Below are 12,656 nucleotides of genomic sequence, written 5' to 3'. Positions count from 1 at the left end.
CTTCAGCGGGTGTTCCTGCGCCGATAAACGTGACAACCCCGCCGATGCCGACCTCCCATCGTGTCCCCCCGCGCATACGGGGCGTTTCCCCGGATAGTGTGGAAGCATGGTGTGGCTCGGTGGCCTAATTACGCTGCTCTCGATCGTGCTCTGGGTGTACGCGTTCTTCGACGCGCTCACCAGCCCGGCAGAGGAAGTCCGCAACCTTCCTAAACTCCTCTGGCTGGCCATCATCCTGATCTTCATGGTGGTCGGTCCACTGCTGTGGTTCTACCTCGGGCGCCCACGCGCCCCCGTCACAGCGGCTGACTCCGCTTCCGTGACGGCGACCTCCGTCGATGACCTGGATCCCTCGGACTTCCAGAAACCGTCCGGACGCCAGCGTCCTCTCGGCCCGGATGACGATCCCGAGTTCCTGCGACGGCTGGACAACAAGCGCATCGACCCCGAGGACTGAGTACCCGAACAGACGAAGGCCCGCCCCGTAACGGGGCGGGCCTTCGTCGTTTCCGATGCGCGGGACGGGTTCCTCCCGGGGCACGCACAGCCGCCCGGGCCACAACGAGACGGGGCCGGCCGGCTCCGCCCCCGCGGGTGGATCACGCGTAGGAGTGCAGACCGCTGAACATGTAGTTGACGCCAAAGAAGTTGAACAGCAGGCACGCGAAACCGATCAGGCTGATCCAGGCGGCCTTCTTGCCCTGCCAGCCCGCCGTGGCCCGCGCGTGCAGGTAGGCGGCATAGACGACCCAGGTGATGAAGGACCAGACCTCCTTGGGGTCCCAACCCCAGAATCGGCCCCACGCCTCGTCCGCCCAGATCGCGCCGGCGATGACACCGAACGTCCACAGCGGGAAGGCCAGGATGATCATCCGGTGCGCGACACGGTCCAGCAGTTCGGCACTGGGAAGTTTGGCGGCGATGCTGCTGACCGTCTCACCGAGCGCACGCTTGGCCTCGGTCCGCTGGGCGACCAAGTAGGTGATGGTGGCCGAACCGGAGACCATGAAGGCGCCGGTCGCCAGGATCAACGCTGAGACGTGGATGGCGATCCAGTAGGAGTCCAGGGCGGGAACGACCGGTCCGGCCTCCCCGTCGAGCCAGCGCACCGCGATCCCCAGCAGCAGCAGAACGGGGATCAGGACAAAGGTCCCGAGGTAACGGGCCTTGTAGCGGAAAGAGGTGAACAGAAACGCGCCCACACCGCAGAAGCAGATCGCGACGACGAACTCGAACATGTTGCCCCACGGCCAGCGGTCCACCGCCAGCCCCCGGGTGACGATCTGCACGAGGTTGATGGCGAACCCGACCACGGTGACGCCGAGACCCACGCGCCCGAAGATGTGCCGTGACGCCTTGACCTCGGGCTCTTTCGAGCGCAGGTTGACCGTGAGGTCGTTGACCCGGCCCTCGGTGGCGCCCACGGCCACCAGCCGGGTCCCCGCCAGCGACTCGCGACGCCCGTAGGCGGCCTCGAAGACGAACAGGAAGAGGGCGATCGCGTAGGCGATGATCAGGGCGAGGACGAGGTCCTCGCTGATCCCCGCAAGATTGGAATCTGCCGCGACATTCGCGGCGAGGGCGTGCACCACCACTGCTCCTTCTCGGTACCTGTGTCCGTATGAGCGGGCCGGGCCCGCGCCTTGTCCCGACCCCGCGCTGCGGTGCGGGCGGCCGGTGTCCGGAGCACGCCATCGGGGCGCGGTCCGGACCGGGTCATCTGAGCCGCTGGTTGAGGCCGCTGGCGAGTTCGTGGAACCGGGCCAGGGAAGCCGCGCCCTCGGTCTTGACGAGTCCGGCGACCTCGACAACCGTACGCCCGTCGGCTCCGGGGCGGGCCCGGACCCACACCCGGCGAGGCTGGACGAACAGCGTGCCCAGCAGCCCCACGACGGCGGCGATCGCGCTGACGAGCGCCGGCACCCGCGACGGGTTGCTGGCGACCTGGAGGCTGATGTAGTCGCTGACGCCGGTGAACTCGATGGTCCCCGCCCCGTCAGGGAGCTCCCAGGTGTCGCCCGGGGCCATCGCCGGGGACTCCCCCACCTGTGTCATCCGCTCGGCGTAGAGCTGGTAGACCGACTGGGAGTCACCGCTGTCCAGGCCGAGGTCGCCGACGAAGCCCTTGAGGACGACCCGCGGATTGCGCGCCTCGGGGAAGTCGGAGACGAGATCGCCACTCTCCGCGGTCGCCGCCGACGGCAGGAAGACCCCGGTGAAACCGAGCTGCTCGGGCGCGCTGTCGGGAACCTTCACCACGCCGTCGGAGGTGAAGGTGAAGGTGTCGCGGAACAGGAAGGGCACCGGCTGGTCGAGGACCACGTCGCCCCGGGAGTCGGTGACCTTGAACGAGGGGGCGTAGCCGTGTCCGAGCAGGTACACCTGTGCACCGTTGACCTGGAGTGGGTGGTTGACCTTTAGGACATGCGTCTGCTCGACCTCGCCGGGAGCCTCGCGGTAGGTGACATCGGCACTGAAGGAGTCGGCCTGTCCGGAGAAGCTTCCATCCTGCACGAACGCGGCCTCGAAGTCGTCCAGACGCAGCCAGAACGGCTCGATTGCATCCGGGTTGACCGCGTGGCCGGGGTGGAAGGCGTCGTAGGAGGGGAGCGTGTTGGCGAAGCTGTCGCCCTCGACGAGCAGCATGTTTCCGCGGTAGCCGAAGAACGATCCGATGGCCAGGGCGACCAAGAGCGCCAGCAGTGCCAGGTGGAAGAGCACGTTCCCGGTCTCGCGCAGGTAGCCGGCCTCCGCCGACAACGAGTCCGTGTCGGCCTCGATCCGGTAGCCCTTGAGCAGTGGACGCGCCTGGGTGAGCACCTCGTCGGGCGTCGCGTCGGTGGAGAAGGTCGCGGAGTAGGGCATCCGGTCCAAACGGCGTGGCGTTTTGGGCGGACGGGCCCGCATCAGGCGGTAGTGGGCGAGTGCGCGCGGCAGGACGCACCCGGTGAGCGAGACGAACAGCAGCAGGTAGATCGCCGCGTACCAGGGCGAGGAGTAGACGTCGAAGAGGAAGAAGCGGTCGAGCCAGGGCGCCAGGTCGGGATTCTCGAAGAAGTAGTTCTGGACCTGCTCGATGCTGACCCCCCGTTGAGGGAGCAAGGAGCCGGGAATCGCGCCCAACGCCAGTAGGAACAGCAGGATGAGTGCGGTGCGCATCGAGGTGAGGATGCGCCAGGCCCAGCGCACCCAGCCAAGAGGCGAGAGTCGGGGCGCTGAGGAGCCGGGGCCGTCCGAGGAGGCCGGCGCGGTGGGTTTGAGTGAGGTCACTGCTAGATCACCGTCGTGAAGGTTGCGGCCCAGCCCTGCATGATGGCCGTGAGGTCGGTCCAGAGCCCGCTGACCAGGAGCAAGCCCACCAGGACGAGCATCGCGCCGCCGACGGCGGTGATGGCCCGGTAGTGGCGCTTGACCCAGTCGAAGGCCCCCAGAGCTTTTCGGTAGAGCAGGGCTGCGAGAACGAACGGCAGCCCGAGTCCGAGGCAGTAGACGAGGGACAGCAGCGCACCGCGGCCGACGCTGCCCTCGACGAATGCCAGGGACTGCACGGCGGCCAGTGTCGGGCCGATGCAGGGGGTCCAGCCCAGTCCGAAGAGGATGCCCAGCAGAGGGGCGCCGGCGAGGCCGGCGCTGGGAAGACGGTGGAAGCGGAACTCCCGGTTCAGTCCGGGAAGCACTCCCATGAAAGCCAGGCCCAGCACGATGGTCAGCCCGCCCAGTACCCGGGTGATGACATCGGCGTGGTCCAGGAGCAGCCCGCCGACACCGCCGAAGAACACGCCGACGGCGACGAACACGGCGGTGAACCCCGCAACGAACAGCAGGCTTCCGGCAAGCATGGTCCATCGTCGGGTGGCCAGTACGTCGTCCACGGTGACGGCGGTCGCGGTTGCCCCGCCTTCAGGGGGTGCGGTGGTGGCAGCACGCCGATGTGCGGCGATATCGGCACCGGTCATGCCCGTGACGTAGGACAGGTAGCCCGGGACCAGCGGCAGAACGCACGGGGAGAGGAAGGACACCAGTCCGGCTGCCATCGCCAACGGAACGGCGAGCAGAAGGGAGCCGCTGAAGATCGTCTCGGCGATCACGGGGTTTCCGCGTCTTTGCCGCCCTCTGCGGCGATGGGTTCGACGATCTCGGTGAGCCCGTCGTAGTTGGTGGCGCCGATGATCCGGGCGGCGATGCGGCCCTCACGGTCGATCACCAGGGTGCTGGGGATCGCCTGAGGAGGGACGGTGTCGCGGAACGCCTGGGAGACCTCGCCCGGCTGGTCGTAGAGGCTGGGGTAGGTCACCTCCTGGTTGCGCTCGAACGCCTGCGCAGCGGTGAGGTTGTCCTTGATGTTGATCCCGAGGAACTCCACGCCGGCATCGCGGTACTCGGCGTACACCTCTTCCAGGACGGGTGTCTCGGCACGGCAGGGCGCGCACCAGCTGGCCCAGAAGTTGACGACGACGACACTGCCCAGATGGTCGGAGAGGGCCAATTCCTCGCCGTCCAGGGTCTCGCCTGCGACCTCGGGCGCTTCGTGGCGGTCGGCGACCGCGAAGGCGGTGCTGGAGCCGTCGCCCGCGACGTAGCGGTCCTCGGCTCCGGTGTCGCCTGCTGTCACCCCACCGGCGCAGCCGGCGAGCACGATGAGCGCCGCGAGGGCGGCACCGCACCGCAGGGCCGATCGCACGGGGGAGTGGAGCTGGCTGAAAGGCATCGTGAAAGACCTCGTCAGAGGGGCTTGAGCGGGATTACCTCAATAACGACGAAGTGTAGTAGATGCCTGGAAGCCCCTGACGGAGCCCCGTCGATAACCGGTTCGCCCACGGATTCGGCCGGTCACGCACTCCGGAGGCGCCGGCGGGACGGCCGGGAGGGCGGACAAAAAGCTTCCCCCGTGCGGGCGATGGCGAGTCATCGTCTGCACGGGGGAAGCAAGGGGCTACCCCGCTTCGACGAACGCCTCACGAAGGTAGTCGTGCACGGCGCGCTCCGGTACCCGGTAGGAACGCCCCACCCGGATCGCCGGGAGCACACCGGAGTGGACCATCCGATAAACCGTCATCTTGGAGACCCGCATGATCCCGGCCACCTCTGCGACGGTCAGGAACCTGACCTCGTCCAGTGGAGGCTTACTCCCGCTCATTTACGACGCCCTCTTTCCCGGACGTGCTGCACCACTGCCTGCCCACGCGGCACGTTGCCGCGTGGCCTTCTCTCCACGCCCACCGCCGCGCTCGTGTGTCGTTCGGTCACTACTGACACGTCCGTTTTCAGAGTAAATCCGGGCCCGGGTCATTGAAAGGTCGTTTTCCCTATCCGTGCGTCCGACTGGGGAATGCGGGACACCTGAGGTTTAGCCCATGGGTAGGCGAATCCGAAACTCCAGGCTATGGCCACTGACCAGGCATGCAGCCGGTGTCCGGACCGGTTTCGGTTCCCGGCCCCGAGGTCATGCCAATCCGGCCCGGCTCAACACGTAGTCCGACAACGGACGGTAGTCCTCGGTGAGGTATCCATCGTCCAGAGGGACCGTCGTATGCAACTTTCCTTCATACTCACCCAGGAACAGGGCAGGATCGTTACAGTCAGCAAATCCGACGGTCTCAATGCCCGCCTCCCCTGCGGCACCGGCGAAGCCGTGGTCGGATATGACCAACTGCGGCCATGGCTCACCGCGCTCGGTGAGGTCGGCCAGCGCGGCGCGCATCCCGAAGGGGTGATGGCTGTGGCGGGGGTTCTTGCCGTCCATGACGAGGCCGACCTCGTCACGCCACACCAGGACCCGACGGGACGGCGGATGCTCGCCGGAGACGTCGTAGGAGTAACCGGCTGCGCCGGTCACGACCTCGCACCCGCGCTCGGCGAGCGCGTCCTTCCACGCCCGGTACGTGGCGTGCAGGTTCTTGGGATGGCCCGTCGCGAACATGACGCGCTCCCGTCGGTCGGCCGCCTGGGCGATGCGGCCGGCCAGGGCCTCCAGCGCGTCCACCGTGCGGTCCGGATCGATGGTGTCGATCCCCCACAGGTACGTCTCGTCGTCGACGACCCCACAGCGCTTGGACATGAGCGCGAGAACCTCGGCGAACGACCATTCCTGGGAGAAGGTCAATCCGAACTGGTAGTAGGGGTCGCCCTGGACGAGCCGCCGGTAGTGCTTGAGGTTGTTCTGCCGCGGAGTGTCAACCTGACCTGCGATCCCAGTACGCACCAGATGATCGACGAGTTCCGCGCGGGAGGGCGGCGTCACCAGTGAACCCCCTTATCGAAATGAGTGAGCCCGAGATCCCGACAATCACGGACTATCGAGGCATCGTCATACCCGATTCACGACGTGTTCACCCGCACGGAGGCCGGGGTGTCGGCCCCACCGGCCCGCCTCAGAGCATCGGATCGATCCCGTGGCAGGGGAAAACCGCCCGTCTGGTGGCCTGAATGGCCCGGTCAACCGGATCATCAGGATCGAACCCGTCTTCGAAGGGCGTGTAATCGGGGCTGCGGCAGTCGGTCATGCGCAACGGCGCGGTCTCCCCCGTGCGCTCCTTGACGAAGCGCTGCCACTCCTCGGGGGTGGCCAGACCGGGGTCGAGCGGGTGTCCGGACGCTTCTGCGAGCAGATGGGTCCAGGCCCGCGGAACCACCTGGACGAGTTCGTAACCGCCCCCGCCGAGGATGACCCAGCGCCCCCCTGCCGTCTCCTTGGCGAGTTCGTGCAGCGCGGAGTAGGTCCGACGTTGGCCGTCAACGCTGAGCAGAAGGTTGGCGAGCGGGTCCAGCACATGGGTGTCGCAGCCCTGTTGGGTGACCAGGACTTCCGGCTGGAATTCGCGCAGCAGCGGCGGGACGACCGCGTGAAAGGCACGCAGCCAGCTCGCGTCGTTGGTGCCGGCCGGCAGCGCGACGTTGGCGGAATAGCCCTCGGCTCGGGGTCCACCGATCTCACCGGGGCGCCCGGTTCCGGGAAAGAGCGTCAGCGGGGACTCGTGCAGGCTGATCGTCAGCACGCGGGGGTCGTCGTAGAACATGGACTGCACACCGTCGCCGTGGTGGACGTTGACGTCCACGTAGGCGACCCGCTTGGCCCCCTGTTCGAGCAGCCAGGCGATCGCCAGGGCGGCGTCGTTGTAGACGCAGAATCCCCACGCGTTCTTGCGCATGGAGTGGTGGAGGCCACCGGCGATGTTGGCGCCGTGCTCGGCCTCGCCGTTCCACACCGCGCGCGCCGCGGCGACGGACGCCCCCGAGATGAGAGCGGCGGCGTCGTGCATGTGCGGGAAGACAGGGTTGTCCGTGGTGCCCAGACCATAGGCGTCATCGGGGTGCAGGGTGGTACCGGCCTGTTTGACCGCCGCGATGTAGCCGGGGTCGTGGACCAGTTCCAGCAGGGCGTCGTCGGCCGGCTCGACCGGGGCGAAGGAGATTCCCGGAGAATCGAAGACGCCGAGTCCGCGCGCCAGCGCCATGGTCAGCTCGACCCGGATCGGGGCAAGGGGGTGGTCGGAGCCGAAATTGTATGCGGTCAGTCCGTCGTCCCACGCGATGCGCAGTGCGCAGCCCATTCGCCCTCCGTCAACTGATGCCGTGTCCTGGCACACACCCTAGCCAAAGCGGACGAACCAGAGGTGAACTGGGGTTATGGGCCCCGATCACCCTTCGGAAAGTTGGCGGCTGCGGTCGCGGGCCGCCTCGATCGCGTCGGTGAAAGCGGTACGGACCCCGTGACGCTCCAGTTCGCGTACCGCGGCGGCGGTGGTTCCGCCCGGGGAGCTGACCGCCTCGCGCAGCACCACGGGATGTTCGCCGGAGTCGCGCAGCATTGCCGCGGCACCGGTAATGGTCTGGGTCACCAGCTTTTCCGCCGTGGCTCGGGGCATGCCCATGAGGACGCCGGCCTCGATCATCGTCTCGGCGATGAAGTAGAAGTAGGCGGGTCCGCTTCCTGACAGGGCGGTGACGGTGTCCATGTACTTCTCCGGCACCCGCACCACCTCCCCGACCGAGCTGAGCAGCGACTCCGCGCGCTCCAAGTGCTCGTCGCGGGCGTGCCGGCCCCCGGCGACGGCCGTCATCCCCAAGCCCACGAGGGCAGGGGTGTTGGGCATCGCCCGAACGACGGCGGTATCGGGGTTGAGATGTTTCTCCAGCACCTCGGTGGTGATGCCCGCCGCGACCGACACGACGAGGCAGTCGGGGCGTAGTGCGGGAGCGAGATCGTCGAGCAGGGCGACCATGTCCTGGGGCTTGAGCGCGATGATCAGCGTGCTCGCTTGCCGGGCGGCCTCGGCCGCAGGGACGACGCGCACGGCGTAGCGCGCACGGAGCTCCGCGGCGTGGTCCGCGCGAGGCTCGGTGACGAGCACGTCGGCCGGGTCGTGCCCGGTGTTCAGCATCCCGGCGAGCAGCGCCTCGCCCATCTTGCCCGCACCGATGATCGCGATCATGTGGTCCCCACCTTTCGTACGCCCCCAACGGTAGCGGGAGGCGGCGCCACGAAACGACGGCACGGTCACGTCCCCGTGCCGGAGCAGGGGGTTCGGCAGACGCACCGAAGTGGTCAGGCAGTGCCGTCAACGGTTCCGTCCGAGTCCACCGAGAACACTCGGTGGGCGATGTCGGAACCGCTCCGGTGAGCCGCACCGGCGACCTGCTGGCGCGACGGCTGGGCGAAGTGCAGCCGGGTGAAGGCCAGTGCTTCTGCGAGCTCGGTGAGGCGCGTCTCGCGGTCGGACTTGCGGGTGCTGACCTCCAGGACGATCTGGCCCTTGTAGTCGATCTCGGCGAGGTGCTCCAGAAGCTCGGCGCAGGGCTGCCGGCCGCGACCGGGGATCAGGTGCTCGTCGATGTTCTGGCCGCCGATGCCGTCGGCCATGTGCACGTGGGAGAGCCGGTCGCCGAGTTTGCGGGCCATGTCCATGGCGTCGGAACGCGACATGGCGGTGTGCGAGAGGTCGAGGGTGACGTCGGGGTAGTCCCGGTCCAGGGGGTTCCAACTGGGGGCGTAGGGCACGACCTTCTTGCCGCGCATGTGCACCTGGTACATGTTCTCGACCGCGAACTTCACGTCGGTCTCGTCCTGCATGCGTGCGACGCCCTGCTCGAACTCCTTGGCGTATTCGCGCTGCCACTTGAACGCCGGGTGGACCACGATGGTCTCGGCGCCGAGGGCTTCGGCCATCTCCTTGGACTTGACGAGCTTGTGCCACGGATCGCGTCCCCACACCCGCTGGGTGAAGATGAGACAGGGCGAGTGGACCGCCAGAATCGGGATCTGATGGTAGTCGGAGAGCCGCCGGAGCATGTCGATGTCCTGGCTGGCGGGGTCGGTGGTGACCATGACTTCGACACCGTCGTAGCCGAGCTTGGCCGCGATCTCGAAGGCCGCAGGGGTCTTCTCCGGGTACACCGACGCCGTCGAGAGGACGACCGGCGCTTCTGGAACCTGGATAGCGCTCACGCGAAACAGCCTACGCGCTGTGGTGCGGGGTTGATTCGCACGGCAAAGCCGGTCGGGGTCGCGCCGGGGTGTCTCACTAGACTCCCGAGGATGAGAAAGGCGCTCGCCGGGGCGATCCCCAGCCCGAACATCTGGAACAGCCCGAGGCTGTACGAACTGGAGAACGCGGCTGTCAACCCGCACGGCCGGATCGAGGCCGCGATGCGCGAGGTCCGCGACTGGAGCGGGGCACACGTACTGGACGTGGGCTGCGGAACCGGTTATCACCTGCCCCGGTTCGCCGCGACCGCGGCACGGGTGACCGGCGTCGAGCCGCACCGCGAACTCGCCGCGGCAGCCAGTTCGCGGGTGCGCGGGCTGGCCAACGTGACCGTGGCGCACGGGGTGGCCCAATCCCTGCCCCTTCCCGATTCCTCGGTGGACGTGGTGCACGCGCGGTGGTCCTACTTCTTCGGCCCCGGCTGCGAGCCCGGTCTCGTCGAGCTGGGCCGGGTACTGCGTCGGGGCGGAACGGCCTTCGTCATCGACAACGACGCCACGCGCAGCACGTTCGGCGGTTGGTTCCGCCGCGCGCTGGCGGGTTACGACCCCGGTGCGGTCGAACGCTTCTGGTCGGCACGGGGGTTCCAACGGCGCAGCCTGGACATGGGGTGGCGCTTCGAGCGCCGTGCCGACCTGGAGGCGGTGGTCCGCATCGAGTTCTCCCCGGAATGGGCCGAGGAGTTCATCGCCGGACACACCGGCCTGGAGGTTGACTACGCGGTGAACCTGTGGTGGCGCGGCTACTAGCCGAGCCGGCTAGTAGCGGCCGTAGAAGCTGATGCTGCCGTAGGCGGAGGTCTCCGCATCGTAGGTGCGGGTGCCCTCGTACTCGTCCTCGGCCACGCACGCGATACCGCTGGAACCGACCGAGCCGAGCTGGTATTCGTCCATGTCGCAGGCGACGTTCTCGACATCGGCGGTGTGGCGCAGCCCGTCCTCCATGAAGTCGCGTGCCAGCGGGACCTTGTCGGCGGTGTACTTGTAGCTGAAGACGAAGTCGCCACCGGTGATGTCCACGCTCCACTCGCTGGTGAGCCCGTAGACGACGGTGGTGCAGGTGATCGTCTCGTCCTTGCTGCCGTCCGTGGCGGCGCAGTCGGAGGTGGAGTCGGGGTCGTAGGAGCCGGCGAACTTGCTGGCGGAGGAGATGAGCTCCCACTCGATGGCCGCGCGGGGGTCGGATCCCTCGGGCTTGGGGGGCAGTTCGCCGGTGTCGAACTCGGGGCGCTCGTCGGGGATAGGGCCGTTGCGCAGGTCCGATGCGGTTTCGTCGGCCGCGCTCTCCTCTGCGGCGGGGGACTCCTCGATCACCGGATCGGCTGCGGGGTCGGTGGCGGAGTCCTGCGGAAAGAGCAGCCCGCAACCGGACAGGGTGACGAGTGCACCGGCGGCGGCGAGGCCGACCGCGGAACGGGCGAGGGTGGTGGCGGACAAGGGCTGTTTCCTCTCAACGTGCGCTGCCGGCAACAGCGACTCCCGTGTCGCCTGGGACGGCCGCGCGTCAGGTCATCCGATGTTTCGGATGCGCCCAACCGTGTCCCGGTTTCCACCATTTGATAACGAAATGAACACCCCCGCTGGTCATGAGTCCCCCGGTTTTCCCGACGGGTGCAGGAGTGTCGCTGCCAGGGGCTAGCGTGCTCCTATGGCCAGGTCTGCGAAAAGTACGTTCCGGTGCGGCGAGTGCGGTTGGACGACCCTGAAATGGGTCGGGCGGTGCGGTGAGTGCAGTGCGTGGGGCACCGTCGAGGAGGCCGGCGCGCCTGTCTCCGGCGGCATCGTCGCGGCAAAGGTCAGCATGCCCGCACGCCCCATCGCCGAGATCGACGTCGAGGCGGCCCAGGCCGCGCCCACCGGTCTGGACGAGCTCGACCGCGTACTGGGAGGCGGCGTGGTCCCGGGCGGGGTGCTGCTCATGGCCGGTGAACCCGGGGTGGGCAAGTCCACGCTGCTGCTGGAGGTCGCCGCGCTCTACGCCGACATCGGCCCCGTGCTCTACATCACGGGCGAGGAGTCGGCCGGCCAGGTCCGGCTCCGCGCGGAGCGGCTGGGCGCCCTGGCGCCCAAGCTCTACCTGGCGGCGGAGACCTCCATCGACACCGTTGTCGGCCACGTGGACGAGGTCGCACCCCGGCTGCTGATCGTCAACTCGGTGCAGACCATGAGTTCCCCGGACGCCACCGGAGTCCCCGGGGGCGTCACCCAGGTCCGCGAGGTCGCGGGCTCACTGATCCGCCTGGCGAAGTCCCGGGGTATCGCCACGGTCCTGGTCGGCCACGTCACCAAGGACGGGTCGATCGCCGGACCGCGCATGCTGGAGCACCTGGTGGACGTGGTGCTGCAATTCGAGGGCGACCGCCATTCCCGGCTGCGCCTGCTGCGTGCGGTGAAGAACCGCTACGGTCCCACCGACGAGATCGGCTGTTTCGAACTGACCGACTCCGGCATCATCGGGCTTCCCGACCCCAGCGGGCTGTTTCTGACCAGGCGCAACGAACCCGTTCCCGGCACCTGCGTGACGGTGACCCTGGAGGGCCGTCGTCCGCTGATCGCCGAGGTGCAGGCACTGGTGGCGCCGACCGCTCTTCCCCAACCGCGTCGCGCCACCTCGGGGCTGGACTCCGCACGCGTGGCGATGGTGATGGCGGTGCTGGAGAAGCGTGCCAACCTGCGGGTGGGAGCGTCCGATGTCTACGCGTCAACCGTTGGCGGGGTGCGCCTGGTCGAACCGTCGGTGGACCTCGCCCTGGCCCTGGCACTGGCCGGGTCGCACACCGACCTCGCCCTGCCCCGCGGATTCGTCGCGATCGGTGAGGTCGGCCTCGCCGGCGACGTCCGGGCGGTGAGCGGCATCCAGCGGCGGCTGCAGGAGGCACAGCGGCTCGGCTTCACCAAGGCCGTCGTCCCCAAGAACACCGAGGCTCCGGTGGAAGGCATCGAGACCATCGGAGTGGAGGACGTGGGCGAGGCCATGCGGATGGCCCTTCCGGCCAAACGGCGCTAGTCGCGGGACCCGCGCTCCTGTCGTTGCGGGCGGGCTCGGCCCGTCCGCCGGTCGCCCCTACCCGCTATCGGCCACGGCTGCGGTGCGCCTCCGTCCCCGCACGTTCCACCGCCTACGTCGTCCCCTGTCCGGACGCGCCTGCGACCGTGGACGTCGTCCGGCCGG

Annotated in this window: 13 protein-coding genes; 3 read left to right on the top strand and 10 right to left on the bottom strand. The window is 68.3% G+C overall.

Annotated features, from left to right (window positions below; all coding sequences use genetic code 11):
• The first annotated feature begins 106 nt into the window (after positions 1 to 106).
• Positions 107 to 457 carry a PLD nuclease N-terminal domain-containing protein gene (locus AC0VYP_RS02280; RefSeq protein ID WP_285760696.1) on the top strand — a complete coding sequence of 117 codons (351 nt, stop codon included), beginning with the start codon at positions 107 to 109 and terminating at the stop codon, positions 455 to 457.
• 142 nt (positions 458 to 599) lie between these two features.
• On the opposite strand, the gene ccsB is transcribed toward AC0VYP_RS02280, so the two are convergent.
• From ccsB to AC0VYP_RS02235, 9 genes are all read right to left on the bottom strand, one after another.
• Positions 600 to 1,592, bottom strand: coding sequence for a c-type cytochrome biogenesis protein CcsB (gene ccsB, locus AC0VYP_RS02275; RefSeq protein WP_475472234.1), 993 nt, complete (start codon positions 1,590 to 1,592; stop codon positions 600 to 602).
• A 124-nt stretch (positions 1,593 to 1,716) separates the two neighbouring features.
• A complete protein-coding gene (gene resB / locus AC0VYP_RS02270) occupies positions 1,717 to 3,270 on the bottom strand; it encodes a cytochrome c biogenesis protein ResB (protein ID WP_475472233.1) in 1,554 nt (517 codons plus the stop codon).
• Positions 3,271 to 3,272: 2 nt separating this feature from the next.
• Positions 3,273 to 4,088 (bottom strand): cytochrome c biogenesis CcdA family protein, encoded by an 816-nt coding sequence (locus tag AC0VYP_RS02265; protein ID WP_285760694.1) that lies wholly within the window; start codon positions 4,086 to 4,088, stop codon positions 3,273 to 3,275.
• Positions 4,085 to 4,708: a TlpA family protein disulfide reductase gene (locus AC0VYP_RS02260; protein ID WP_475472232.1), complete on the bottom strand. Its 624-nt coding sequence runs from the start codon at positions 4,706 to 4,708 to the stop codon at positions 4,085 to 4,087. Before AC0VYP_RS02260 ends, AC0VYP_RS02265 begins: the two co-directional genes overlap by 4 nt.
• A gap of 225 nt (positions 4,709 to 4,933) precedes the next feature.
• The gene (locus AC0VYP_RS02255) at positions 4,934 to 5,137 is read right to left on the bottom strand and encodes a helix-turn-helix domain-containing protein (RefSeq protein WP_285760692.1); all 204 of its coding nucleotides are present in this window, start codon (positions 5,135 to 5,137) and stop codon (positions 4,934 to 4,936) included.
• Positions 5,138 to 5,443: 306 nt separating this feature from the next.
• Positions 5,444 to 6,241: a phosphatase gene (locus AC0VYP_RS02250; protein WP_285760691.1), complete on the bottom strand. Its 798-nt coding sequence runs from the start codon at positions 6,239 to 6,241 to the stop codon at positions 5,444 to 5,446.
• A gap of 130 nt (positions 6,242 to 6,371) precedes the next feature.
• On the bottom strand, positions 6,372 to 7,550 hold the full coding sequence (locus AC0VYP_RS02245) for an acetoin utilization protein AcuC (protein WP_475472231.1): 1,179 nt from the start codon (positions 7,548 to 7,550) through the stop codon (positions 6,372 to 6,374).
• An 87-nt stretch (positions 7,551 to 7,637) separates the two neighbouring features.
• Positions 7,638 to 8,432: a pyrroline-5-carboxylate reductase gene (gene proC / locus AC0VYP_RS02240; RefSeq protein WP_285760689.1), complete on the bottom strand. Its 795-nt coding sequence runs from the start codon at positions 8,430 to 8,432 to the stop codon at positions 7,638 to 7,640.
• Between the two features lie 113 nt (positions 8,433 to 8,545).
• Positions 8,546 to 9,445, bottom strand: a complete 900-nt coding sequence (locus AC0VYP_RS02235; protein ID WP_285760687.1) for a sugar phosphate isomerase/epimerase family protein — start codon at positions 9,443 to 9,445, stop codon at positions 8,546 to 8,548.
• A gap of 90 nt (positions 9,446 to 9,535) precedes the next feature.
• Between AC0VYP_RS02235 and AC0VYP_RS02230 the strand changes: the two genes are divergently transcribed.
• Entirely contained in the window at positions 9,536 to 10,234 is a 699-nt protein-coding gene (locus AC0VYP_RS02230; protein WP_475472230.1) for a class I SAM-dependent methyltransferase, read from the top strand.
• A 9-nt stretch (positions 10,235 to 10,243) separates the two neighbouring features.
• Here the strand turns inward: AC0VYP_RS02230 and AC0VYP_RS02225 are convergent, their stop codons facing one another.
• Positions 10,244 to 10,921 carry a hypothetical protein gene (locus tag AC0VYP_RS02225; RefSeq protein WP_475472229.1) on the bottom strand — a complete coding sequence of 226 codons (678 nt, stop codon included), beginning with the start codon at positions 10,919 to 10,921 and terminating at the stop codon, positions 10,244 to 10,246.
• A 211-nt stretch (positions 10,922 to 11,132) separates the two neighbouring features.
• Between AC0VYP_RS02225 and radA the strand changes: the two genes are divergently transcribed.
• Positions 11,133 to 12,491: a DNA repair protein RadA gene (gene radA / locus AC0VYP_RS02220; RefSeq protein WP_475472228.1), complete on the top strand. Its 1,359-nt coding sequence runs from the start codon at positions 11,133 to 11,135 to the stop codon at positions 12,489 to 12,491.
• Positions 12,492 to 12,656: the final 165 nt, after the last annotated feature.

The sequence above is a fragment of the Nocardiopsis sp. iso_186 genome (assembly GCF_056173365.1).
The sequence above is the reverse complement of the archived record's forward strand: the minus strand, read 5'-3'. Positions and strand labels throughout refer to the sequence as shown.